The organism is Colwellia chukchiensis, assembly GCF_002104455.1.
Taxonomy (GTDB): domain Bacteria; phylum Pseudomonadota; class Gammaproteobacteria; order Enterobacterales; family Alteromonadaceae; genus Cognaticolwellia; species Cognaticolwellia chukchiensis.
In genome coordinates, this window is sequence record NZ_NBOC01000017.1 from 22,885 (window position 1) to 49,256 (window position 26,372).

Sequence of the window (26,372 nt, forward strand, 5' to 3'; positions counted from 1 at the left end):
CCTTAATTTATTATTAGAATAATTAATTATCTGAACGCACCTTGGCTCGCCACACAAGTATAGATAGTCGGCTTAAGACCGTATTGTTTCGGGTAGTTTTTCGTTACGATTGCCGTTAAATGTGCCACCATGGTATGAGGCACTAGCGCCACAACACAGCCACCAAAACCACCCCCTGTCATGCGCACGCCCCCTTGCTGGCCTATCTCATTGGCGATCATATCCACCAAGCCGTCCATTTCCGGTGTTGTCACTTCAAAATCATCGCGTAATGAACAATGCGAGCTATACATTAATTCGCTGATTAATTTCATGTCTTGCTCTTTTAGCGCCGTTAACGCCAACACAGTACGTTCATTTTCACTAACCACATGATGAGCACGTTTATACAGGACAGGATCAATTTTATCTTGCGCTGCTTTTAATGCCGCTAAGCTCACATCTCGCAGTGCCGGCTTGTTAAAGTAAGCCGCTACTTGCTCACATTGTTCTCGCCGTAAATTATAAGCACTATCCACCAAGCCACGTTTAACATTGGAGTTAACAATGAATAAAGATAGCCCATCAGGGATCAAGGCATCTTCAAAACGTAAATCGCGACAATCAAGTAACATAGCATGATCTTGCTTACCCATAGCTGAGATTAATTGATCCATAATACCGCAATTACAGCCGACAAACTCATTTTCAGCTTGTTGGCCCATTTTTGCCGCCAACAGACCGTCTAAGTCTAATTGATAGAGTTCGGTAAAAGTTTTTAAAATAGCGATTTCAAAACTTGCTGACGAGCTTAAGCCTGCGCCTTGGGGCACATTGCCTGATACCGCGATATCTGCGCCGTTAATGCTTGGGTAAGTTTTCTGAAGTACCTTTAACGTGCCGCGGACATAATTACTCCACATTTGCTTTTCATCAAAGCGAATCTCGTCTAAACGAAATTCATTTAGCTCTTGCTGACAATCTTGCGCAAACACGCGAATAACATTATCGCTGCGCTTGGCCGCAGCAATGGTAGTACCAAAGTTAATCGCAGCCGGTAAAACAAAGCCATCATTGTAATCGGTATGATCGCCAATAATATTGACCCTACCAGGGGCATGACAAATAATTTCCGCGGGATAATTAAATTGCTGCTTAAACACCTGAGTTACAACTTCATGCTGGTTCATTATTTTTGATCCTTATAGTGCACATCTGATAAATCGCGTAATCGACTAGCGGCTTGCTCTGGGGTTAAATCTCGTTGCGCTTCCGCCATCATTTCATAACCCACCATAAATTTGCGCACGGTTGCTGAGCGCAATAACGGTGGCAAAAAGCTCGCGTGTAAGGTCCAGTAAGGGTGCGTTTGCTCATCATATGGCGCACCATGCCAACCCATAGAGTATGGGAATGAGCAATTAAATAAATTGTCGTATTTAATGGTAATTTGCTTAATAATATCGGCTAACGATGACTTTTGCTGGCTATTGAGCTCTGTCATACGACTCACTGCAAAGCGCGGCAATAATAAGGTTTCAAACGGCCAAGCTGCCCAATAAGGCACAACCACTAGCCAATCATCATTGCTCACCACCACCCGCTCATTGTTTTGCACTTCTTTAGCAGCATAATCTTGCAATAAATTGCCGCCGTGTGTCGCCATATAGGCCTGTTGCGCTTGGTGTTTTTTATTAACCAGTGTTGGCAGCTGATCTTGCGCCCAAATTTGACCATGTGGATGCGGGTTTGAGCAGCCCATCATACTGCCTTTGTTTTCAAATACTTGCACCCAGTTATATTGCTTACCTAGTTCATGACATTGTGACTGCCAAGTGTCAACCACAGAGATAAGCTCTTGTTGTGTTAATTGTGGTAGGGTTTTACTGTGATCTGGCGAAAAACAAATGACCCGGCTTTCACCTTGCTCAGTCGCCATTTTAAACAATGGATCATCAGTTGAGGTTTTAGGCGTATCTTGTTTTAAGGCCGCAAAATCGTTACTAAAGACAAAAGTATTAGTATATTTTTCATTAACTTCGCCATTAATGCGTGTATTACCAGGGCACAAAAAGCAACCCGGATCATAACTGGGTCGGCTATCTTCATCTATTGTTTCAACTTGCCCTTGCCAAGGGCGCTTTGCCCGATGTGGAGAAACCAATACCCACTCATCAATTAGCGGATTATAACGGCGATGTGGATGCTCTGTGGGGTCAAATATGCTGCTCATATCGGCAATTCTCTTGTGATAATTTATTTAATCATAACGGCAAATGTAAACGTTTTCATTTTTTCCTACAAGTTTTATTGCGAAATAAATTTAAAATTAGCTTAACTAACAATAAAACTAAGGATATGATAAATAAAAATCAAAATGAAAACGTTTACCTATGTCTACGATCAAAGATGTCGCCCGTGCTGCAAGAGTTTCTATAGCAACCGTTTCTCGCGTGGTAAACAATGACGCCAAAGTCAGCGATAAAACTCGCGCTAGTGTCTTAAAGGTTATGGCTGACATTGGCTACACCCCCAATGCCAATGCCCGTGCCTTAGTGACACAAAAAAGTTCAACCATAGGCGTGGTCATTCCAGATCTTACCGACCCTTTTTTTGCATCCTTAGCCAATGGTGTCGATCAAGTCGCACGCCAACACCATATGCAACTGCTGCTAAGTACTGGGCAAATTTCAGCCGAGTCAGAATTACAGGCGATTAACGTATTAATTGAACGCCGTTGCGATGTCATGGTAGTGCACAGTAAAAAAATCAAAGCTGAGGTCTTATTAAAACTAGCAGAAAAAATTCCCGGCTTAGTTTTAATTGATCGCTACATAGCCGCTATTGCGCATCGCTGTGTCTGGCTAGACAATGAAGAAGGTGGCAGAATTGCCGCCCGTCATTTAATGTCACTATCGCACCAGCACATTGCTTACATCAGCAGTAAATATGAGATTGATGACCCGCTAACGCGCTTAAAAGGCTTTACTGAACAGTTACCACAGCAGCATCTAACGAGCTCCCCCGACTTAATTGCCTACGAAGAGCCTAATTTACGCGGCGGCGAAATTGCTGCACAAAAATTACTAGCAAAGGGACTGCCATTTACCGCCATTTTTGTCTACAACGATGCCATGGCAATTGGCGCAATTTCTACGCTTGAGGATAACGGCTTTAAAGTGCCGTCAGATATTTCCATCATTGGCTTTGACGATGTGCTTTTTTCGCGCTATTCCAGACCTAAATTAACAACACTACGCTACCCTATCGAACAGATGGCCAAAAAAGCCGCGTTACTTGCGTTACAGCTATCAAAAGGCGAAGTGAGCGATGAAGAACATAAATATATTCCTAATTTAGTAAAAAGAGAATCAACCGCCATTGCCGCTACGACTAAGTAAAGCGCTAAACGACACTACCGACCTAACTACAAACTCTTACGACATTAGCAAAATAACTATTCGCGGCCTGAGCCTGCTTACTTGAGCTTATAAGCTAAGCATCTCGTGCTCGCAACATCACAACTGGCTTCGTTGAGCATTACCGGTAAATTTTTCATTAACAAATAACGCTAACAATATAACCGTCGCACCAAGGCTCAAACGAGCAATATCAGCATCACGATTCCAAAACACTATATTTACGATAATGCCGGCAGGAATTAATAAGTTATTGGCAACCGCTAACGAACCAACACTTACTTGCGTAGCGCCTTTATTCCAAGCAAAGTACCCTAAACCGGACGCCACTATGCCTAAATAAACTAAAATTGACCACTGCAGTGCTGTGCTTGGTAATTGCTCATTATTGCCAAAAATTAAGTAGCAAGGTAACACGACCAGCAAAGCGCCAATAAAAAACCAAGCAAATATGGTTCGTTGTGGTAGATCAGCGCGCTCATTAGCCATAGTTCGTTTATAGCCTACTTGCCCCAAGGCAAAACAAATATTCGCCCCTTGTACAATTAACAAACCGATAATAAAACCTTCATCTATGCCTTGGTAACGGATAATGACCGCACCTAAAACTGCCAATAAGGCGCTAACAATAAAACCGATATTGACTTGACGTTCGAGAAAATCATTAAACAAGGTTATATAAATTGGCGTCATGACAGTGAAAAGCAAAACTTCCGGTACTGACAAATATAAAAATGACTGATAATAGAAACCATACATAATGCCCAGTTGTAATGCGCCACAAATCATGAGTTTTAGCGCCGTATTAAGTGCTATATGTCGTAATTTTAAAAACGGCAGAAAAATCAAGGTAGCAAGCGCGACGCGGATTAACACGGAAAACCAAGCATCCACTTGTCCCGCTAGGTAAACCCCAATCAAACTAAAAGAAAACGCCCACACCAGCGTGACTGTAATTAGCAAAAACATGATATAAAAAACCGTGACCGCAAAAATGCTGCTTAGTTTAGCCGCTTCTTGATACTGGGTATATTAATTTACACAAACTGGCTTATTGGTTTTGGTACAAATCACGGTATGACCTAGATAAACAAAACAAAAAAGATCAATAAAAGCCTAGTAAATGAGCAATAAACCTTAATACCCAGCTGAAAAGTATCATGATTGGCAAAATACTAAGTAAGCACTTAGACTTAGCATTAGCGATTAATTGTATAATTTCATACTGATTAAGATCGCTGCCCTTGTCCCCTTGGTCGTGACGTTCGTCACGCTTACCCTATAAACAGGATAATTATGGAAGCTCTGCAAGTATATTTTGGTTATATTTTGTTGGTTGTTGCGACACTCATTCCAATTGCCAACCCGTTTGTCACTGCACCGATATTTTTATCTTTAACCGCTAGTTTTTCTATAGCAGAACGCCAGAAAACTGCACAACTTACCGCCAGTTACTTTTTTATTTTTTTGACCTGTTTTTTATTATTCGGCGCTTTTTTACTGGATTTTTTTGGTATTCAGTTCTCATCATTGCGTATCGCAGGCGGCTTGATCATAGGACATTTAGGCTTCAAAATGCTCTTTCCGGCGCCTATGTTGATGGAAAATGACCAACAAACCAAAACCGCGAATGACATTGCGTTTATCCCTTTAGCCATGCCATATATGAGCGGACCAGGTGCTATTTCTGTCGTTATCACTATGGCGGCGCAAATTAATACCGCAGAAACCTTGCACGATGAGTTATTCGGTTATTTACTGGTTATTTGTGGTATTGCAGTGTCAGCACTAATCTGTTGGCTAGTATTAAGAAGCGCCCCTAAAATCGTAAAATTTATGGGCGCCAATGGCATCGTCGCCATGACAAAAATTATGGGCTTCTTTTTGATCGGTATTGGCGTTGATATGGTGGTGGATACCATACTTTCAATTATGGGTTAGTTACTTACTGACTCAGAAAATTTAGTGCCGATATTGCTTTTACCGCAAACATTATCGGCGCCATGTTATGTTACGAGCTACATTTACCTTTAACTGCCATATCAAGTTTCGCGACTTGTTTTTTACCCTTTTCCTCGGTTACCAACTCTAAACCTGCACCACCAACAAAAACGCCCATTTTTATATACTGGCTAATAAAGTAATTTTTGCCACTTTCTGCTTTTACGATCAGATCATTAGGAGAAAACTCAGACTCTGTTGAAAGTTTATGCTCGCTATCCCCTTGAACTTCTTGGTAAAAAAACATATTGGGTGCAGTTTCACCAACACATTCGCCATTGAGCCAAACATCTTTTTTTAAGGCGCCACCAAAACTACCTGAACGGTAAACGTATAAACCGGCGTTACCGGCTGACGGCGAATGGTATTGCTTGACCAAATCACTGTCTGCTTTTGATGCCATTGGCACACTGGTACAACCGGCCGTTAACGCTGATACCGCCGCTATAGTTACGAGAATATTCTTCATGTTATTTCCTTTTTGTTATTATAAGCTTCAATTGCTAGTGCTCTAAAACCATATTTATGGCTTGTATAGCATAACTCGAATCCAAGTAGATACAACTAAAAATTAGTCAAGCGGCTGTTTTAATTGATATTAAAGTGGAGTATCGATGAATAACTCGCAACCATTAAGCGCACTAAATGCCGGTAAGTAATGCGCGTTACTTGTATTACCCAAGTATCGATTAGCTTAACCAGCCGCTCCTGCTTACCTGTATTAGCGACCTGGGCTTTAGCGGCTTGAGCGTTCAGTAGTTACATTGCCTAAAATAAAAACTAGGCAAAACTTTATCGGTTTTTAACGCATTTAATGCCTTTTCTGACCTTTTAAGTCGCTTATGTATAGCGCTTACCTACCTGAGCTCTGGGCTAATTATTGTCTAGGACTTTAACCACTGTGACTGTGCCTACCATTGCTGGGTGTGGGCCGCACGCGTAAGGAAACTCGCCAAGCTCATTAAAGGTGCGTTGGTAACTTTCGCCAGGAAAAAAATAATCTGGCTCTTCTGGCACTAACTGTTTAAACCAAACGTTATGATATTGACGTTTTTCGATATTTTTCCATATCACAGTATCCCCCTGAGCAACCGTTATTTGCGCCGGAATAAACTGTTTTTTAAATATTTCAACCACCACTTCTTTGCCCTGTGCCTGACCGACAGCACAAAATAATAACAGGGCTACCCAAACTATACGCATGCTCAACTCCTCTTTCAAAATGCAAATCCGGCTTGCATGAAAAATAATCCATTCAAACTGTGATGTTATTTAACCAACGCACGGCGTCGTCATGGCGGATAAAATATCAAGCGCACCTATTAACAACCTTACACTAACGTTTGCAACCATTGCTGGGCTATTTTTATCATCAACGCTGGCTATTTTGTGAGATTTATTATGATGTTTAAGCCCGAGTTTTAGGTCATCACAAGCGACTATCGGTGCTCAACCAGCCCGTTTAATGCCATTAATACATTCATCGTTCTTTTGCGCGGTTAGCGGTGAAAACGCTGATTCATCAGCGTGATCAGCTCATAATCAGTATGTGTTAACTTTCCTACCGTCTTTAGTGCTAGCAAAACATCACTTTCAATGCCTTCAATAGCCATGGTTAGCCGGTGCTTACCTTTCACCTTTGCTTGCCAATACCGACATCGACGCTACACAAATCATAGCGGCAATTGCGCAGGATAAAAACTAGCTCACGGCATAAGGTTGCGCTAAATCAACTTTGCGACTAAACAGCGTAACCATTTTGCCTAGCTAGGTATTTTAATTCTGTAACTCTGTGCCAGTTTCAGCCAAATCAAATGATTAGTCATTGACACTGAGTACTGGATCTAGCATGGTTCAGGCTTTAGTTATCCTTAGTACCATATTTGTGAGATCTCATGCTTAACTCTCCTCATCATCAACAAGAAATACAAGGGTACTTGTTGATGTTCGGCTCTATTATTATTTTTTCATTGCTGCCTTACTATTTGCAATTTTTAGCACCTGTTGATGGCAACAGTTTGTTTGCTTATCGTGTACTACTGCAATTGATTTTTGGCTTTATTTTCTTATTTTTAGTCAACAAAGTGTTCGAGTTTAAAGCCATTTTTTCGCGTACTAAAGACATGTGGTTAATGTCTTTAACCGCACCGCTAATCGCTCTACAGTGGTGGGTGTTTTATTGGGGGCCGGTAAATGGTGAAACCATCAATATTGCCATGGGCTATTTTCTTTTACCTATTACCATGAGTTTAACCGGCCGCTTTTATTTTAAAGAAAAAATGAGCCCGTTATTAGTATTAGCGGTTATTGCCGCACTCGTGGGTGTCGCCGTCGAGCTATATACTAGTCACAGTTTTTCTTGGGTTACCTTGCTTATTTGTTTAGGTTATCCCCCCTACTTTGTTATTCGCCGAAAAAGTACTATCTCCACCAGCACTAATTTTGTTGCTGAAAACGCCCTGTTGGCACCACTAGCACTGACACTACTTTATATCACTTATCAACAGCAGCAACCTTTGCTGCCTGCCTCTGATGCCGGCTTATGGTTAGTTATAGGGGCGGGGCTTTTAGGTACCATCGCCATGATATTCTTTGTTTCTGCCTCAACGCGCTTAAGTTTTACCGTTTTTGGTATGCTAAATTATGGTGAGCCTATTCTCTTAATGTTAGTGGCAATATTTTTATTAAATGAGGCTATTTTAGCGCAGCAATTACTCAGCTATGGCTGTTTTGCTATCGCTATCGTGTTAGTAATTATCAATAGTAGTTTACGAATAATTCACAATAAAAAGCGCATTTACTAAGGCAAAAAAAAGGGCCTTTTGTACTCACAAAAGGCCTGATTATTACGCTTAGCTAAACCGATATCAGTTTACAGTTTAGTGGCATTTATTTCTGCCCCATCGTTATCTAATGCTAACTTATAACCAAAAGAGACATGGTGATAACGGCCATTGGTATAGTCATCATGGATGGCAAAACCAAAGTTATACAGTGTGCCTGGCTCAATGCTAACATCACCGGCTTTGTCAGACTTAAGCTTACGTTTAACCACTACCGTCCAAGTGCCATTGTTTAAGGTAGCGCTAACTTCGCCGCCCTGACCACCATGCATTTGACGCTCAGCCAAAATATAACCGTCTTCAACTTTACCTTCGCCTGCTTTATAGCGCACTATGTCCATAAACTTGTTTGACTCAACCGCAGTTGCTAGCTCGGCGTCACTGCGCAGTTTATCCCAACCACCTAGGGCTTTACCGCGACGGCCTTTGAGTTCAATGTCAGTGCGCGACTCTGTAATATACTTAGTTAACCCACCGCTAAAGTCTAACCGTTTTGCTAAGTCTGAGCCCATTAGTACCTCGTTTTCAGGCTCAAATGGCATAGCGTTAATATCGGCGTGACAGGTGCCCCAACAACCAGCGCGATCGGCATATTCAACATCATCGGTTGCTAACATAAAGGCAAGTTTCATGGCGTTGTCTGGGTCCATTTTGCCACCGTCAACAAAAGGTGCCGGTGTATGGTCAGTTTCAGGCCAGCTAAACTTCAAGTACAGGTTGTCATCGTCATGTGCGGCATTAATGGTAACATCAAAACTGCCTCGTTTACCTGGGATCAGCGCTGGATCTTCAATCTTCTCACTTTCTCCGCCGGCAATATTATTACCAATATCAGCAATTTCTTCAGAGTGACACTCAGTACAACGATCGCCTTTAGTAAACGCACGTTTACCACCATGGTTACGACCTAAAATCCATTCAATTGAGGCAGTACCTGGATAAAACACACCAATATCTGTCGCCGTTGACTTACTCCAGTCTACTGAAATTTCGTTGCCTTGCGTGGTAGCGTTTTGCTTGCTAGCCGGCGCTTTGCTCGCTGCGCCTGACATATTCGCTGTTGCCTCTGCAACGGCTTGCGCTATTTGTGCTTGCACTTTTTCTTTCTCAGCAATGGCTTCGGCTTTTAAGCGTGCCTTTTCCGCGGCTTCTTTGGCTTCAGCACGCGCTAGACCATCTTTATATAGTTGCGGTACTGCACGCACAAATTTCGGATTCGGCGCTTCAATGGCTTCAAGTTCTTCATCTGACAGTTGGTCGCGAACATTGTGATGCGCAATACCTTTATGGCAATCAATACAAGTTTGCCCGGTTTCAAAGGCATTTAAATGTTGCTTACGCGCGCGAGGTTTTTGAAATTCAGGATTCATTGATTCAAAGTTATGACAATTACGACATTCTCGTGAATCTGTTTCTTTCATCGCTGTCCAGACACTTTTTGCAAGATCAAAGCGATGTTCATTAAATTTTTCTTTGGTATCTAGTTTGCCGGTTAGCCATGAAAATACTTCTTTTGATGCTTCGACTTTGCGCACCATTTTATGTATCCAAGGCTTAGGTACGTGACAATCAGCACAACCTGCTCTGACACCGGTGCGGTTAGAATAATGTATAGTGGGTTTGTATTCTTGATAAACATTATCCTCCATTTCATGACAGCCAATACAAAACTCCGTGGTATTGGTAGCTTCCATAGCTGTGTTGAAGCCGCCCCAAAATATTATACCCACGATAAAAAAGATCACGGCGCCCGCTACTGTTGTACCGAGGATCAATCGACGAGACCAAAAACTAGGTTTGCTTACTGTGTTATTTACCATAATTGACTCTTACAGAATAAAGCGAAAAAACGTGGGCATGGCATGGTGTCATGCCCACTAATTTAGATTGTGAGGAATTCATAAATAGCGATTAACAGTGCAAAATTCCTCGACAATTAAACTACTTACTAGGTTTTGTGGTGCATACGGTTGTAAACGTTAAACTTACCTGTTGGCGTTGTTAACCCTTTAATGCGCGCTTTCTCTTTCAGCGTTTTTGCATCGTATACCACGATTTCCCCCGTTGGGTTCTTCGCATCAGTACGGTTCCATACCGATACCCATACTTCCGTTCCGTCGGCATTGAACTCCATATGTAACGCCGCTTTACCTTCTTCTTCTGTTACCCGGATTGTTTTCACAATTTCACGCGTTTTCTTGTCGAAAACTTGTACTGATTGTTGAATTTCTGGCTCTGGGTGCTTAAGTTGGTCAGCCCAAACGTAGTCAGACGTTTCATGAGTACGGATGAAAACACCTGCACCGTCAGTTTCAACTTCGTAACATAACTTCCACGCTTGCTCAGGGTTATTGATTGGGTCATTACCCCAAACAGACACTAAGCCGATACCTAGGTGAGTTGTACCACCAACAGGGCCACACTCTTCATCAATCCAGTTTGCACCCGGTCCAGGATGAGGTAAGCTATCAACATCGATCATTTTTTCTAACTTAGCGTCTTTAGTGTCAACCACTACCATTTTATTAGACGCGTTCGCGGCAATTTGGAAGTAGCGACCTGATGGGTCAAAGAAGCCATCATGCAAGAATTCAGCTGACTCAATCGCGGTAATGGTTAAGTTATCTAAATCTGTGTAGTCAACCTGCAACATTTTACCGGTTTCTTTCACGGCAACGATAAACGCAGACTCATTTGGCGCAGTATAAATCGCGGCAACACGAGCTTCGTTAATGAACTCACCTTTCGTGTTATAACCTCGGGTAGAAACCACTTTAACTGGGTTTAAGGTCACCGCATCCATAATCACGAAGTGCGCTGGCCAGTAACCACCGGCAATCACATATTTACCATCACCTGATACCGCAATATCACGCGCGTCATATGCCATTTTAGTTTCAGCCACTAACATTTTTTCTGGTGTTTGCCACAAGTCAATCTTGTTAACTTTACCGTCACGACCTATGGTATACCAAAAACGTCCTACATCTTTTGCCGTGTCTTTTTTATGATGCTCTGTGCCTTTAATAACGTGCACGGCATAGCCAGTATCAATATGAGAGACTATTTTCTTGGTGTCACCATCAATAATGGCGGCTTTACCTGCATCACGCTCGATAACCACAAAGAAGTTTTTCCAATTCAAACCATGTAAAGGCTTAGTTGGGTAGTCTTTAGGAGCCACATATTCTTTAGTGTGAGAGCGCATTTGCTCTAAAGACATTTCCGGTGGTACCGGCGGTGTCATTTGAATAAATGTTGCTAAGTTGCTGATTTCTTGCTCAGTAAACAAGTCATCAAAGTTATTCATGCCGCCTTCAGTACCTAACGAAATAATTTTTTCTAAACGCTTTTGGCCTTTTTTAAGCATGTTTTCAGGTTCTAAATTTTTACCCGTCGCACCTTTTCGCAACACACCATGACAACCAGCACAGCGCTGGAAGTAATGTAATTGTGCTTTCTCAAAGTCGGCTTTAGATAGCGTTGGCTCAGCAGCTGAAACTGTCATGCTAAGACCAGTTGCTGCCATGCCGATTGCTAAACCAAGTGCTGAAAGACTAAATTTAATCGTTTTCATCGGATCATCTCCATTTACAAAGTTATCGAGTTTTTTGTTTTTAAATTGTTTTATTGTTATCTAACTAGTTTGCTATCAAAGACCAAAAGCACTGTCGGCAATCACTGGCTAAATGAGACTTACATTTGTCTGTTCCAGTTGTTTGTTAGCGAGTAGCGATAAATTTAAGATACGGTAACTATTCATTACTTTGCGTAGAAAAAACCTGATGCAGATCAAGTTTTAAAAGCTTACAAATAGAATGCATTTACAACTTGATCAAGGTCAACAAATAAATAGGTTTTACGCTCATTGGCGTCAATTCGTATTAGAATCAGCTTCATTGTTAACAATTAACCGTCATTCTAACTGAGTATGTTTTATGAATAATCGCAGTAAATCCTTGTTATATGCCGCTATCATCGGCTTAATTATTGTTGCCATTTTTTTGGGTTTTTTAAGCAGCTTAACTAACCCAGTGTCATGGATACTTATTGCTGTTTTACTGTTGATCCCTGTCTTTTACAAAAAGCTAGCTAACAGTGAGCAAGTGGAGTGGAAAGAGTCATACAGCGTTGGCATTGCAAGCTTAGATAATGATCATAAAAAGCTGATCAGCTTACTTAATCAATTTAACACCGCGTATGACTACGCCATGAGTGAAGACTATGAGCGCCAGGCGCTTGATGAGTTAATCCGCTATACCAAATATCATTTTGACCGTGAGGAACAATTATTAGAGCAGTTTAATTACCCCGATCTAGCCGCGCATAAGGCTCAGCACCAAAAAATGATTGAGCAAGTGAATAGTTTTATGGATTTATACAACGAGAAAGGCCATGATGCACTGAACGAAATTAGTGAGTTCTTATCAAATTGGTTGATTAATCATATCAACGGTACCGATAAAGCATACAGTCAGCTGCTGATTGACAACAACGTCAAGTAAATTGCCGTTGCCAACCGTTAATCGTTAATCGTTAATCGTTAATCGTTAACACATCGCTTGATACGCAAATTTTACTGCATATCAAGCGTTCTAGTTGTTAAAAGCTTGGCGCTGTCGGTGTATTACAAGCCACTGCAATATGTTTTTTAAATCAATACCAAGAGCATGGCATACACTTTACCGTAATTATCTAGACGCACATTATTGCGGTGTTCATCTTCGCTTTTCCCTGACGGTAAAAAAGTCTGCGCTTGAAATAGTGACTGTAGATTTTTTATTCATATAAATAAGCCTATAAACTAGGCGCTTTAAAAGCCACGACAACAATTATTGTACTGGCATGTGATCCTTTTACGTTAAGGGTTACAAAATCCTACAAGCAATTACAAATTATCGACAAAAGCATACATAAAGCCTACAGAACAATCACGCTTGACGCGCCTATAATAGCGCCGCTAAAACCCTAGAACTTTCTCCAGCTAGATTCAGATAGTGATAGCCTAGTCTGCACTTTTTTTTTATGAAAAAGTGAGACTTAATACTGTCTGCTATTAATCGCCTCAGAGCAAAGCAAAGGTTTAGCGTTTAAAAACCAACACTTTACATCATGGCTTATTAACAACACACAATGACGGCATTTTTTCTCTCACAATTACTGGTTACCATCACTCTCATTATTGAAAGTTTTGCCATGCAATTAAAAAATAAAAACTATATCTTAGCGGCACTCTCGGTAAGCTGTTTTTTTAATGCTTGGCACTATTTATTACTTGAACAACCAACCGCAGGTTATATCTTTTTATTCTCCAGCATTCGATTTCTAGTTTCCATCAAATGGAAATCGCAATGGATTTCTGTGGCATCACTGAGTTTAAGCTTGTTGATCACTATATCTACCTATATTGGCGTGCTAAGTATTATTGGTTTTATCGCCACGGTATTTATTACGGTCGGTTCATTTAGTAAAAATGATAAGTTTTTACGATTAATGATGATTGCAGGCGGATCGTTATGGCTTTTGCATAACCTACTGTTATGGACGCCAGTTGGCATAATGGTTGAAGTGATTTTTGTTGGTAGCAGTGCTATTGGTTACTATCGCTATTACAGAGCGAATAAAAAGCCATTGCCATTAGAGCAGGTTAAGCTTTAGTTGACGTGAAAAAGACTTTATTAATCGCCTATTTTTTTCATCTAAGATTTTAAGAACAGTGCTAAATATACAGCCATTGCAAGTAATTTTCCCAAGCTCAAAGACTTGTAGTAGCTCAGACCTGATCTGACAGTTACCCGTTTTTTACGGTGTTTTGTCAGCTTAGATTTGAGCTAAATTCTTTTCAGCCCAAATCGATTTACCATCAATTAATGTTTCTAGCGGAGTTCGTCCGCAGCACATTTTTCCTTGATGTGTTCGTTCATTGTTGTAGTAATCTATCCATTCGTCCAGATCTTTTTGCAGCTCTTCCATATCTGCATACAATTTTTTTCTAAAGGTTATTTGATAAAACTCATTCAAGATCGTTTTATGGAAGCGTTCACAAATGCCATTCGTCTGAGGTGACATTGCTTTCGTTTTAGTATGGTCAATATCATTAATCGCTAAATATAGCTGATAGTCATGGTGGTCGACACGGCCACAATACTCGGTGCCACGGTCAGTTAATATACGCAACATAGGCAGGTCGTATTGCTCGAAATATGGCAGAACTCTATCATTCAGCACATCTGCTGCTGTGATTGGTGTTTTGGTTGTATAAAGCTTAGCAAAAGCCACTTTGCTGTATGTATCAACAAATGTTTGCTGATAAATGCGACCCACACCTTTGAGGTTACCGACATAAAAAGTGTCTTGTGAGCCAAGATACCCTGGATGATGGGTCTCAATTTCACCACAAGCCTCATCGTCATGTTTTTTCTTCTCAAGCGCAGCAACTTGAGCATCAGATAAAGTTATCCCATCGTTGGCCACCGCCAGTGCCCTACAAGTGCGCAGCCCCATTAATAATCGCTCGGTGGGTAATTGGCAAAAATATGACGCCTACCTCGATGATGTAAAAGCGCTGTTAGCAAAAAATGGCGTAATATGTCAGTAACACAGATGCAATTTTATTGTTTAAAAACTCGATAGACCGCACATTTAGTGTGAAGAACGTACAACAATAGCCACCACTCTGCACTTTTTTTAGCCGGTTCTAGGCCGTGGATAAGGAGAATACGCTTTGTCTATGGCTCATTTTTTTCAACGCACGACTTACAGCGCAGCGTTTCAAAAAACTTAATTGAAACGGGCGTTGATTTTTTACTGTACAAAATTTAATGAGCTACACCTCGAAGGAAACAACAAAACGCTATGATATTTGAGGTGAGAAAGTAAAAGCTAAAGCAGTGGAGCTGATGCCGTTATAATAGCATGTTCGCACAAAACAAAGCCTTGTTCTTACGAACAAGTAACAAATTAAAATTTACACATAGTAAACACAGGTAAAAACCATGAATATGTTAATAACTGTTGCTCCTATGATAACACTTATAAATAATGTGAATGTGGTGCCCAACTTTTATTGTGGGTAACTTATGAAAAATCCGCATTACTGTGGCTTATTTTGAAACTACGGCAGCGTAAATTAATGCCGAGGTAATGATGGCTATGACATCCCATATTTTCCATTGCTTATTCCTTACTTTCTCATCATATATTTCTTTACCTACCGCAAAGGCAGCAGCCGAGGCCACAGGCACAGCCACACTATTTAAATCAAAAAGGTTGGCGATAACGCTACCGCCAGCCGCGGCAAACGCACCATAAATAGCATGCGTGGCTTTATCGGCATGCCTAAACCCTGCTAGCGCCGGTAATTTACCATGATGTACAATCTTTATGCTCATTAATTAGCCGCCTTTAAATTTGTCTGGTTAGTTGCAAGCAAGACACTTAGGCTAGCTTGCCCTATTTCAACTGCTCTTACTATATTATCAATAGTGGTTACTTTTTTATCAAGCGGTTCAGCCCCGTGGATACGGGGAACTTCTACCGCTCGATCTTTTTTGAGCTATTTTTACTAAAAATGCGTTAAAAAGAATACTTACACTGCTGCCATATTCATGAGTTATATCTATTAATCCTTTTCAAGCGTTTAGTTAACTTTCACTTGAATTTATAGAGTTACTTTGTTGCCTTGTGGCGCATTGGTATCGTTAGCGGCCCTAAATTATCGATATAGTCTGAATTTTTTTTACCTTGATGAAAGGGGTAATTCAGTGGGTTGTTATTAAAGCTTTTTAACACTTGAGTTAGACCATGGTAGCCGCGTTGGCGCACTCTTCTGACCATAGAAAAATCCACTTCTACAGGTATAATTTCTTCGTCGCTGCCAGCTTCATAAATACAATTACCCCCTGCATCAAAAACAACAGACCTACCAATACTAAAACCACCGCAAGAGTTTACATCCAAAAAATAGACTTGGTTGGTTGCAGCCGTTGCCCGTGAAATTGATATTTCAATATCACGATCTATGGTGTAAGTCATCGTGGGGTGCAAAATTACTTCAGCGCCCATGCAACTTAAAGTGCGTGCAACCTCAGGAAACCATTTGTCGTAGCAAATAGTGACACCAAATCGGCCGATTTCTGGAACATCAAATACGGTAAACTCGCTACCCGAGGTAATGCCAGCCTCATAGGGATAATAAGGGTATAGCTTACGATACCTAGTCACAACCTCACCTTCTGGATTAATAACCGGCGCTGTGTTGTACAACTTATCATCGGATTTTTCTATCAAACTGCCAGGGATAAACCAAATACCATACTTTTTTGCGATATCACATAATGAGGATTCAACGCTTGATGGCATTTCAATTGCATTTTGGTTTCCTGAGCCAAACACTACTAGCTCAGGCAGTATTACCATATCGATCCAGGGATAACGTGCCATAGCTTTAGCGATTTTTTTGTCAATGATAGCTAAGTTTTCACCTGTATCTAAATTCAACTGTAAGCAGCAAATATTAAATAAACTCATTATTAATACCCTTAAATATTTATTGTTTTGTTGAGTATCACATAGATCACGCCTACTTTATGGTGCCAGAATACTAGAATCTTTAGCGCCAGTTTTTAGATACGCTCTCCCAATAAGCTGTTGTTCACTATTTACATTAAGGTATATCGTCCTTGTTCAGCTTATTTATTGCTTTTCTTCGACAGTAACAACTGGTACTACTACTTCTAAGCAACTGGCTCTTCTCACTGTTTAACAATTCGATTATTTTCTGTGCATCAATTAAGCAGAAAAATCGTTTCATAATAAGTCAAACTAGGTGTGCTATAACCTTGGGTTAAGTCATAAGCTGGCGATGTGAAACTTAATAATAAGAGAGTAAAAATAATGAATAAAATATTTTATCTACTGACCATTTTATTACTTTTCGCAGCACATACGACTCAAGCACAAGCACCGCTAGCGCAGCTTAATAACTCCTGCAACGCTAGTAACCAAAGTCACTGTAGTGAGATGTCGAATTTAGGTTGCAACTACGATTGCTTAACTGGCAGCGGAGATACGGCAAGAGTCGCTCTAACCTACGACTACGCCATGGGCTCAGGTCCCGCCCAACTAATGGATTATCGTCATTATGGTTTAGCGAAAAATGCAACAAACGCCAGTAATAGCTTTCAAGGAAAACTTACATTAACGACTATAGCTAACCAAAGTAATATCGTTGAAGTCGGTCAAAATAATAACCTGCCGAACTACCCTCAGGCCTCATACCTACCTAAATTTGATTTTGAATTTATTCAACACGGTAGTCATCTCATTCCAGTCACACGAGGCCTAATTAGCACGGGTCACCCTAACTGGGAGTATATATTAGAGCCTGGTCGTATCTGGCAAGAAAGCAGCGATCAAGGCTATAGTCGGGCGTCTTTACCGTTTGCGCTACAAGAAAGAAATGCCAACTGCACATTTAATGGTGTGATGTCATTTTTATTTAAAGAAAACGGCGCTATTTCACAAGTATCTTATCAAATCGCCGCGGAAACATGCTTGTACTTAAAGCTTAATATGTGGGGGCGACTTGATGCTGACTATAAACCTTATGCAATTAAGCATGCCTCTGAAATTAAAAAAAATTATGAGCATGAGATCGCCCGACGCATGCCCACTAAAGCCATTAGCCAACTTGCGGTTGAACACCCTCAAGCTGACGTGATCACGGCAAATATTGGCAGCAATCAGCAGCAGCAATACCAAACTTTATATGGTGTTGCTTATAATGGCATTCATTATGTCGGCGGATGTAACACCCGTTATGGTTTATACCCTTTCTGCGCGGTAATGGCGGTTCCATCTTACTCAACATCAAAAACAACCTTTGGCGCTTACGGTTTAATGCGATTAGAGCAACTTTTTTCAGGCAGCCAAAAAAAGTTGTTGGTAGCAGACTGGGTGGCGCAATGCGCAAAAAGACGTTGGCGCGATGTTACCCTAGAAAGTTTATTAAATATGGCAACAGGTAACTACCATTCATCAAAGTTTCACCATGATGAATCATCATTAGCTAAGCTAACTAAATTTTTTTTAAAGGATCAGCACGCCGACTTGATAACTTATGCTTGTAGTTTTCCACGCAAAGCAAAGCCAGGAACAACTTTTGTCTATCACACCTCTGATACTTATATTCTAGGTACGGCATTGAATAACTATTACCAAAGCAAAACAAGCACTAAACACGATTTTTGGCGTGATGAATTGGTTAAGAATTTATGGCAGCCATTAGGGCTTAGTCCAACCATGTACCGTACCAAAAGAAGTTACGATAATATCGCTCAACCATTTACTGGCTATGGCCTTACCTATCATAGCGATGATGTTGTTAAACTGGCTGAGTTGTTAAATAAGGATCGAGGCCGAATTAACAACGTGCAAGTATTGGATCTCGACTTGGTTCAGCAATCACTCGACATATCACATCATGGCTTACCGGCTGGACGCCCTGTCGATAAATATCACCTTGGTTTATGGTATTACAATATTGATGCCGACCAGTCGTTTGATTATGGCTGTGCTTCAGCAAAATGGGTCCCTTACATGTCAGGCTACGGCGGCATATCCATAGTATTGTTGCCTAATAATATGATTTATTATCACTTTAGCGACAATAACTCTTTCACTTGGGGTAAAAGCGCAAAAGAGTTACATAAAATTAGTCCGTTATGTTAACCATTGGCATAGTTATTAGGGCGTGTTGATCTTTTTGGACTGTTTTTGCAGCCCTTTGTTTGGTTTTTATACAAGGCTGAGCCTATAAAGTGTAGTTATTCTACACGCACAGGCGAAAACGCAGTAAAAACTCCAAACAAACGCTGTCCAATGGATTCGTTTGCAGGTGATTTGCTCTTTGTTACTCGTTATTTATTTGGCATAACCAAACTTCATGCCAAGTGCCGCGATCAAATCACCTTCAATTCGAACAAAATTCAATCTCGAAAGATCAACACGCCCTAACACAAGTAGTAATAAAGCTTTGAGCGCTTAATCTTAGTTGGCAAAGACAAAGTCTAAGGTTGTGTGTTTATCGACGGTAATGTCAGTAACACTAATAATAGCCAAGCTTAAATAAGCGCTTTCTTGTCGAGTAATCGTGCTGGGTAAATTGCCACCAGTACACAAAGTGCAAGTGCAAGTGTCGCAACATTAATCAACAACAAATAACTTTCTGGCTCTGACAATAAATAGCCTGCAACCAAGGGTCCCGTTGCCAAGCCCATTTTCGAAGCAAAGCCGCCTAACGCTGCCATTTGCCCAGCCGCATCAAATTTTGCCGCCATGGTCAAAAAGTACGGTACTGAAAAAGCCCAGGCGATACCAACAACCGCATTAACAACTAAAAATATTGCCCCGCTCTCACTAAATATCAATAACCATGTACCGAGCACAGCAACAACTAAAGCTATGGTTAACGGCGTGCATAGTTTAAATTTTGCCCCAGTGTAAATTGCTAATATCGCCCCCAATATTGCAATAATATTGGTAATACCAATCACTGGGCTTAGAAAGTCCATATCATGGCTGAAAAATTTCCCTAAGCCAAATATAAAGGCAAATAATGCCATATTGGCCGCTTGAAAAAGGAACAGCGCTATTAAGGTTAAAAGCAAAGGCTTAACCTTAACCGCTGCTGTTTTCTTACTTTTTAATTTTTCGTTAGGTAGCGGATACGCGCCAAGAAATGGCAGCATACACAAAGTGAGACTGCTAAAGGTGATCAGCGCATAAAATGGAACATAAGTACCATAGATAGGAACTAAAGGCGGAAGTTGCCACAGACCTAATGCGCCACCACTGTATTGCACCACAATTAACAGGCTAAAAGCGACACTAGGTTTGCTGGTTCGGGCAATAACCGAAAAGCCTAAACCAACCAAAGCCCCACCGATAAAGCCATGGCAAAAGCGTAAAGGCACTAACGCTGTTACCGACGATTGTAAAATGGTAAAAATATCGATTGAAATCAAGGTTAGTAGCATGCATGCCGCAGTTAATTTCCAACGAGGAATTAAGCGGATTAACAAAGTGATCATTAAGGCACCAAAAGCTGCACCTAAAGCGTTTGCTGAGGTGATTTTTCCCGCCTCGACTGCAGATAACTGTGCTCCTTGCATTAAGGCATCAATAATGGCGGGAAAAATATTAATATAATACAAACCAGCCGATGCTAAAAACGCTAACAATAAGCTAGCTTGCCAACTGTCTTCTTTAAATTGGTAGGATTTTACAAGGTCTAGATTCATACTGCCTCACTGAAAGTTATTAGGTTGTTAATTCAATCTACGCTAACAAGCTAAAGCACCATAGACCCAAATGAGTATTAACCATGGTGCCAGTTTATACGTTTGTGGACAGTTCAACGGCTGCTTTGTAAATACAAAAAAGTGGTGGGTCTATTTAGGCAGCATCCATAACGCTTGCGTTTAGTAACCTAAATTTTGCCGTACTACTCAGTATGTTAACTCTTTTATTAAAAAAACGGCTAAGCTTTAATGGCGATCAAGTGCACTAGCGGGTTTAAACACTAACAAAGCACATATCACTAGCCCTATTACCGCAACATTAATGACTTGTTGATAATTTTCACCACTAAGTAAAAGCGCGGCAACCATAGGACCAGACGCCAGCCCCATTTTTGAAGCAACACCACCTAAAGCAGCCATTTGACCGCTTTCGTCAAGCTCAGAGCAAATACCAAATAAGTAAGGTAGAACAAACGCCCAAGTAATACCAATAGTAATATTGGCAATTAAATACACTATTTCGTTGCTACTAAAATGTAACCCCCAACTGCAAAAGGCAGTCAGGAAAATAGCCAAAACTACGGGTATCATACGTCCATATTTAGTGCCGATAACGATCACTAATAATGCGCCGAGCAGTGCTACCCAACTTGCCACACCTAATGCGTTTGACATAAAGTCAAGAGACAAGCCATCGGCTTTTCCTAGGCTGATCATGTAAGCAAACAAGCCCATATTGGCCGCTTGAAATAAGAAAATAGCAGCTAAGTTTAGTAACAGTGGTAATCGAGCAAGCTTAGGCGTTGTAATGCTAACTTCAGCCTTTGGTGTTACTGATTTCTCTACCGCGTAATCGGGTAAAAATGGCATCATTAATAAGGTAACAACAGTGAAAGTGGCCAGAGAGACAAACAGCGCACTTGTACCATACTCAGGCACGAGACCAGGTAAATACATTATCCCTAACCCCCCTAAACCCCATTGTATTAACAGTAAATAGCCAAAGGTTTTGTCGGCTTCTAATGTACGTGAAATAATGCCGAAGCCGATACCAACAAGCAAGCCACCTGTTAAACCGTGCATCGCTCTAAACGCAATCATAGTCATCGGCTCAGTAATAAAAATACAACCAGTATCGATAGCTATCAATGCGATTAATAATAAATAACACCAACGCTGCCAACGAATGTGCTTAATAATAAATACTGCTAATAAAGCGCCGATAGCGGCGCCATATAAATTAGCCGAACTAACAAAGCCCGCTTGCTGACTGCTAAAGGCTAAACCTTCTTTTAAGCCATTAACAACCGCAGGCATAATATTGATATAAAAAATGCCAGCGGTGGTTAAAAATGCCAGTATGATTCGCGCAATTACGCCATTAGGCGCGACTTTCAATTGTTGCATTGGGAAGGTGGTTACCATGGGCATTTATACGCTCTTATTGTCTGGGGTAGAAGTTAAAAAAATCGCTCAACACATAAACTATTTTAATCAATCACAAGCGATACCCGCTTGGACTAATAACTGTTTGATTGGTTGTAGCTCTTTTGCATAATGACGCCACTTTCCTGCTGAACTTGTATAAATTTTTTCTCTCACTTGGCTTGCGCTCGCTGTGGTAGCTGGCGCGCTATTGTTTTGAAAATCTACACACTGTGCTTGCCAATCAAGCTGGCAATATGCAAGCAGCTTTTTTGCCTCAACGGTTAGATCATTAACAACATCTTCATAGGCCACTTGATGAATAACATTCGGAAGTACCCGATACCAATGCTGCATCATTTTATGGTGCGCTATGTAATACTTAGCCAATTCAGTGAGCTCATATGAAAAAGGATAGCCATTGGTAAACATCTGCTTGTAAATGGAGTAACAAGTGTCTAATGGGTGACGAGTGACATGAATTATTTTAGCCTTAGGTAAAGCTAAATGAATTAAACCAACATATAACGAGTTTAACGGTAACTTATCGATGAATTTTTTTGTCAAACCGGTTTCTGGTCTAGTACTTTTTATATAATTTTCCCCTAAGGTTTTAAAGTCAATGTTACGACTTACCTCTACCAATTCTTGGCGTGATTTGGGCGCTGACTTGGCCGTTTTTTGAATTTCGTCCATCATACACAAAGCAAAATTATTTAACTCGCCGGCGCTAAAGACATCACTATGATGACTGATAATGCGATCAACTAGCGTCGAGCCTGTTCGAGGTAAACCTAGTATAAAAATAGCTTCACTGTTTTCACAAACGCCTGCCACACCCTCGGTTGATGTCAAGGCTGCATTACTGCCACGATATTGCTTAAAAAAGTATTGATTAAAAGTCGTGGTGATTTTTTGCAGCGTTAATATGTCCTGCTCAACGTCATAACGCATACAGTCACGGCGTGCTTTTGCCCCCTGACTGAGCTGCTCGAAACTTTGGGGATATTGTTGTATATCTTCCAATTCTTTCGCTAATGCATAATGTATTTGTGCCTTGCAAATTGGCTGCTTTATACCTTGGGCTAGCACCTGTTTAAGTTGCGCAATATGATTGCTGGTTTTACTTTGCTTTTTTAAGCTGGCACGCAGTAAGTAGGCTTCATAATCCTTGGGGTTTAGCGTCAGTGCTTGATTTAACTGCTGCTCTGCTAAGTTAATATTGCCTTGATAACGCGAAATTGACGCCAGATTAAAATAAACTTGCGCTCGCTCTTTAGGGTGTTTGGATTGATTAATAAAAGCTAACGCTTGCTGATAGTAATATTGCGCCTGCGTAAAGTCATTTAGCTTAGTAAACATCATCGCCAAGTCGTGACATTGTGCTAGGTCTGCTGCCTGTTTATGCTTTAAAAACTTGGCCAACACTTTGGCTGCACTTTTATCTGACATTAGCAGCAAGGTATTAACTTTTTGTAATTGCCATTGCAACGCTGTTGGCTGTAGTTGGATAGCTTTATCAATCGTAGCTAACGCTAATTCTGTGTTTTTAAGTTGAAAAGCTAAAAAGCTAGTAGCGTACCAACCATCCGCGTTTTCGGGAAAGTCTTGATTAATTTTTTGACATGCTTGTTTAGCTTGCGGCACATTTTTTTGATTAATAAACGTCCAAGCTTGATCGAGACGTAAGTCAATATCTGGGTTTTGCGACGGGTAATTGATGTGAAAATCCTTATGTTAGAACATACCATACTTCACCAGCAACAATCATAACAACAAGCTCGTTAGTTATGTCAAGCCTAACGCGTACTGACCCTCACTACTTCGTTTTCAGTAAAGGTCAGCCTTTGCCAACGCTATCGCAGTTAGTGCGAAAGAGCATTGTCACCAGTATTGCTAAATATTTAGAACCTATACTTCGCAATTAATCCTATGGTTCTGGGTTGACTAATATAGTCTTTTGACGAGTTACCTAAAAAGTTTTCCGAAGGATCCGTTCCCATGACGCTCTCTGGCAATAGGCCAGTAACACCATCATCATTAAACAAGTTACTGACATATAATGTTAGATCCCAATCGTCGCTACTAAGACGAGTACTTACGTTCCAAATTGAAAAACCTTTAATATCAGCTTGGTATTTGCTATCACCTAGTGCATTAGTGGTATCAGACTGATAGTAGCCATTTACCTGAGATATCCAATACATACCATTTTCCATAGCATGGGTGTAATCCATAGAAATGCTGAGGGTATGTTCGGGGGTTGCCGGTAAACGAGTACCGTCAGCGGCAACTAAGTATGTTGACTCTGCTGCCCCAACACTGGACGGCGCATAAAAATCATCGGTCAACTCTGCTTCAATGTAAGCGTAGCCAAGTATGTAATGCAAATTATCTGTTAAATAACCTTGTAGCTCTAATTCAACGCCAGACGTTTGAGCTGACTCACCATTAGCAACCGCGAAAAAACCCCATGTTGTTGCGGTATTTAGTTGTGGATCTTGCCAGTCAATTAAGAAGGTTGATAAGGTGTAACTATGGGCGCCAGCGTCTAAATAACCTTTAACACCAAACTCATAGTTAATTGCATAATCCGAGGTATATTGTTGCCACTCAGGCCGTTCCTCTAGCGAGCCACTCAGTGGAACCGCATTGGCTCCCCCTCGACGGTAACCTTCGGCAATGGTAGCGTACAACATAGTGTCATCGCTTAAGTCGTAAGCAAAATTACCTTTAAACAAGGTATCACTTTCTTTGGTTTCAAAACTCGGTTCATCGCCTAAAAACGGCCAAATTGGTAATGATAAGATAGTGTCATTGGTAAATTTATTATCAAAATAACGAGCGCCAAATGTTGCTCTAAATTTATCTGAAAAATGATAAGTTAACTCGCCAAAAACCGCCTTGTCTTTAAAGTTTTGATTTCTAACATAATGAAAGTCATTATCGGTATAAACCATACCGAAGCTACCCATGGTGTCCCACCATGTTGGAAAAGCAGCAAAAGCCCACTCTTGGTAACCTGGCATGTAACTGTCTTGGGTAGAAAGGGTGTCTTGGTCCATATAATAAGCACCAATTACCCAATCAATATTTGCTTCACGTTGATTTGACACTAAGCGTAATTCTTGCACAAAAGCGTCTTCTTTATAACCACGCTCCGCCATTGCTAGTGGCCGTGGTGTGCCATAATATAAATCTGCAAACCAATCGTTTTTTGCATAAAACCCGGTATTATCACTTATGGAGTTTCCTTCATGGCGGTATTTTGATGAACTTGACGTTAATGTCGCAAACCCTAAATTCCACTCTGCTTCTAACGATGTTAACGAAACATCACGATCTGAAGGCTCAAGTAATACAGCACCGTTTTCATAGTCGCCATAGGGCTGCTCTGTGCCATCCACCCAATTGGTACCGCGGGTTACTTGCCGACGGCCACCAATTTTATCGTTTTGAAATTGATACGCTAGTAGCAAGGTTAAATCACTAGTCGCCTCGAATAAGGCTGACACCCTACCGTAAGTAATGTCGACCGTATCTGCATCCTTTACACTTCTAAAAGTATTGCCACCTGTCGCTAAGTCACCATCACTAACCGGCGGGTTGTAACCTGGTGATGCAACAAAGCCAGCTGAGGGATCAAAATTAGCACTGGGTACATTTGCCATTGGCGCTTTTGAGTTGTCATTTAAGTTATAGACATTGCTATAGTCTACAATACCGTCATTATTAATATTGCCGACATTTGCACGTACGGCTAATTGCTCAGACAATGGCAGGTTTAACAGCACATCTGTATTGATATTAAAGCCATCGGAACCTTTTGCTTGACCTAAGCCAAGGCTAGCAGAGCCATGAAACTCATCAGTTTCCGGACGATTCATGCGGTATTTTACCGTGCCAGCTAACGAGCCTGAGCCGTACAAAGTACCTTGCGGTCCTCGCAGTACTTCAACCATCTCAACATCTTTTAAAATAAAGTTAGCATATAAAGGAGTATCATTGATATAAGAGGCAACCGTAGGTATTGCCGATAAAGCAACGTCGCCATTGGCACCACCATCAACATTAACACCGCGAATAATAACACCATTAACCGCACCTGAGTTTCGATAACCTCGGTCAACCACGGTGATCCCGGCAACATTACGCATAAGTTGAGAAGCATCAATAATGCCAGCATCTTCTAATTCTTGGCCAGATACTGCAGAAATATTGTAAGGAATTTCTTGAAGCGTTTGTGTTCGACGGTTTGCTGTTACTTCAATAACTTCAATTTTACCTTTCTCCGTAGCTTGTGCTTCTGCCGCACTTACACCAACTGATGTAAGTGACATGAATAATCCAGTGCTCACCGCACTAGCGACTATTGATTTTCTAAAAATTACCTTTTTCATGAT

General features: G+C 40.9%; 20 protein-coding genes and 1 pseudogene. 6 read left to right on the plus strand and 15 right to left on the minus strand.

Going from position 1 to position 26,372, the window contains the following annotated elements:
- Positions 1–26 precede the first annotated feature (26 nt).
- Positions 27–1,169, minus strand: coding sequence for a galactokinase (gene galK, locus B6K83_RS15320; protein WP_085285748.1), 1,143 nt, complete (start codon positions 1,167–1,169; stop codon positions 27–29).
- The gene (locus B6K83_RS15325) at positions 1,169–2,212 is read right to left on the minus strand and encodes a UDP-glucose--hexose-1-phosphate uridylyltransferase (protein ID WP_085285749.1); all 1,044 of its coding nucleotides are present in this window, start codon (positions 2,210–2,212) and stop codon (positions 1,169–1,171) included. Before B6K83_RS15325 ends, galK begins: the two co-directional genes overlap by 1 nt.
- A gap of 160 nt (positions 2,213–2,372) precedes the next feature.
- Here B6K83_RS15325 and B6K83_RS15330 point away from each other — a divergent pair, with 160 nt between their 5' ends.
- On the plus strand, positions 2,373–3,380 hold the full coding sequence (locus B6K83_RS15330; RefSeq protein WP_085285750.1) for a LacI family DNA-binding transcriptional regulator: 1,008 nt from the start codon (positions 2,373–2,375) through the stop codon (positions 3,378–3,380).
- 117 nt (positions 3,381–3,497) lie between these two features.
- Here the strand turns inward: B6K83_RS15330 and B6K83_RS15335 are convergent, their stop codons facing one another.
- The gene (locus B6K83_RS15335; RefSeq protein ID WP_085285751.1) at positions 3,498–4,367 is read right to left on the minus strand and encodes a carboxylate/amino acid/amine transporter; all 870 of its coding nucleotides are present in this window, start codon (positions 4,365–4,367) and stop codon (positions 3,498–3,500) included.
- A gap of 327 nt (positions 4,368–4,694) precedes the next feature.
- Here B6K83_RS15335 and B6K83_RS15340 point away from each other — a divergent pair, with 327 nt between their 5' ends.
- The gene (locus tag B6K83_RS15340; RefSeq protein ID WP_085285752.1) at positions 4,695–5,339 is read left to right on the plus strand and encodes a MarC family NAAT transporter; all 645 of its coding nucleotides are present in this window, start codon (positions 4,695–4,697) and stop codon (positions 5,337–5,339) included.
- Positions 5,340–5,409: 70 nt separating this feature from the next.
- Here B6K83_RS15340 and B6K83_RS15345 read toward each other — a convergent pair whose 3' ends face one another.
- The 3 genes from B6K83_RS15345 to B6K83_RS18355 all read right to left on the minus strand — a co-directional run bounded on the left by B6K83_RS15345 (position 5,410) and on the right by B6K83_RS18355 (position 7,036).
- On the minus strand, positions 5,410–5,868 hold the full coding sequence (locus B6K83_RS15345) for a DUF2846 domain-containing protein (protein ID WP_085285753.1): 459 nt from the start codon (positions 5,866–5,868) through the stop codon (positions 5,410–5,412).
- Between the two features lie 404 nt (positions 5,869–6,272).
- The gene (locus B6K83_RS15350; protein ID WP_085285754.1) at positions 6,273–6,602 is read right to left on the minus strand and encodes a cupredoxin domain-containing protein; all 330 of its coding nucleotides are present in this window, start codon (positions 6,600–6,602) and stop codon (positions 6,273–6,275) included.
- Positions 6,603–6,898: 296 nt separating this feature from the next.
- Entirely contained in the window at positions 6,899–7,036 is a 138-nt protein-coding gene (locus B6K83_RS18355) for a hypothetical protein (protein ID WP_158088369.1), read from the minus strand.
- A gap of 258 nt (positions 7,037–7,294) precedes the next feature.
- Between B6K83_RS18355 and rarD the strand changes: the two genes are divergently transcribed.
- Complete coding sequence (gene rarD / locus B6K83_RS15355; protein ID WP_085285755.1) at positions 7,295–8,203, plus strand: EamA family transporter RarD; 909 nt, start codon at positions 7,295–7,297, stop codon at positions 8,201–8,203.
- Positions 8,204–8,271: 68 nt separating this feature from the next.
- Here rarD and B6K83_RS15360 read toward each other — a convergent pair whose 3' ends face one another.
- Together B6K83_RS15360 and B6K83_RS15365 are read right to left on the minus strand one after the other, a co-directional pair.
- Positions 8,272–10,062 (minus strand): NapC/NirT family cytochrome c, encoded by a 1,791-nt coding sequence (locus B6K83_RS15360; RefSeq protein WP_085285756.1) that lies wholly within the window; start codon positions 10,060–10,062, stop codon positions 8,272–8,274.
- 128 nt (positions 10,063–10,190) lie between these two features.
- Positions 10,191–11,819 (minus strand): cytochrome D1 domain-containing protein, encoded by a 1,629-nt coding sequence (locus B6K83_RS15365; RefSeq protein ID WP_085285757.1) that lies wholly within the window; start codon positions 11,817–11,819, stop codon positions 10,191–10,193.
- 361 nt (positions 11,820–12,180) lie between these two features.
- On the opposite strand from B6K83_RS15365, the gene B6K83_RS15370 reads away from it, so the two are divergent.
- Together B6K83_RS15370 and B6K83_RS15375 are read left to right on the plus strand one after the other, a co-directional pair.
- On the plus strand, positions 12,181–12,747 hold the full coding sequence (locus B6K83_RS15370) for a bacteriohemerythrin (protein ID WP_085285758.1): 567 nt from the start codon (positions 12,181–12,183) through the stop codon (positions 12,745–12,747).
- A gap of 628 nt (positions 12,748–13,375) precedes the next feature.
- Entirely contained in the window at positions 13,376–13,900 is a 525-nt protein-coding gene (locus tag B6K83_RS15375) for a YgjV family protein (RefSeq protein WP_085285759.1), read from the plus strand.
- 162 nt (positions 13,901–14,062) lie between these two features.
- Here B6K83_RS15375 and B6K83_RS15380 read toward each other — a convergent pair.
- The 3 genes and pseudogenes from B6K83_RS15380 to B6K83_RS15390 all read right to left on the minus strand — a co-directional run.
- Positions 14,063–14,716 (minus strand): annotated as a pseudogene (locus B6K83_RS15380) (integrase core domain-containing protein); the annotation flags it as partial.
- Between the two features lie 629 nt (positions 14,717–15,345).
- Entirely contained in the window at positions 15,346–15,633 is a 288-nt protein-coding gene (locus tag B6K83_RS15385) for a hypothetical protein (RefSeq protein WP_085285760.1), read from the minus strand.
- A 277-nt stretch (positions 15,634–15,910) separates the two neighbouring features.
- Positions 15,911–16,771, minus strand: a complete 861-nt coding sequence (locus tag B6K83_RS15390) for a carbon-nitrogen hydrolase family protein (RefSeq protein WP_085285761.1) — start codon at positions 16,769–16,771, stop codon at positions 15,911–15,913.
- A 366-nt stretch (positions 16,772–17,137) separates the two neighbouring features.
- On the opposite strand from B6K83_RS15390, the gene B6K83_RS15395 reads away from it, so the two are divergent.
- Entirely contained in the window at positions 17,138–18,973 is a 1,836-nt protein-coding gene (locus B6K83_RS15395) for a serine hydrolase domain-containing protein (RefSeq protein WP_085285762.1), read from the plus strand.
- A 392-nt stretch (positions 18,974–19,365) separates the two neighbouring features.
- On the opposite strand, the gene B6K83_RS15400 is transcribed toward B6K83_RS15395, so the two are convergent.
- From B6K83_RS15400 to B6K83_RS15415, 4 genes are all read right to left on the minus strand, one after another.
- Complete coding sequence (locus B6K83_RS15400) at positions 19,366–20,544, minus strand: MFS transporter (RefSeq protein ID WP_085285763.1); 1,179 nt, start codon at positions 20,542–20,544, stop codon at positions 19,366–19,368.
- A gap of 246 nt (positions 20,545–20,790) precedes the next feature.
- The gene (locus B6K83_RS15405) at positions 20,791–21,975 is read right to left on the minus strand and encodes an MFS transporter (RefSeq protein ID WP_085285764.1); all 1,185 of its coding nucleotides are present in this window, start codon (positions 21,973–21,975) and stop codon (positions 20,791–20,793) included.
- 63 nt (positions 21,976–22,038) lie between these two features.
- Positions 22,039–23,616, minus strand: a complete 1,578-nt coding sequence (locus B6K83_RS15410) for a tetratricopeptide repeat-containing sulfotransferase family protein (RefSeq protein WP_085285765.1) — start codon at positions 23,614–23,616, stop codon at positions 22,039–22,041.
- 257 nt (positions 23,617–23,873) lie between these two features.
- Positions 23,874–26,309, minus strand: coding sequence for a TonB-dependent receptor (locus tag B6K83_RS15415; protein WP_233144053.1), 2,436 nt, complete (start codon positions 26,307–26,309; stop codon positions 23,874–23,876).
- Positions 26,310–26,372: the final 63 nt, after the last annotated feature.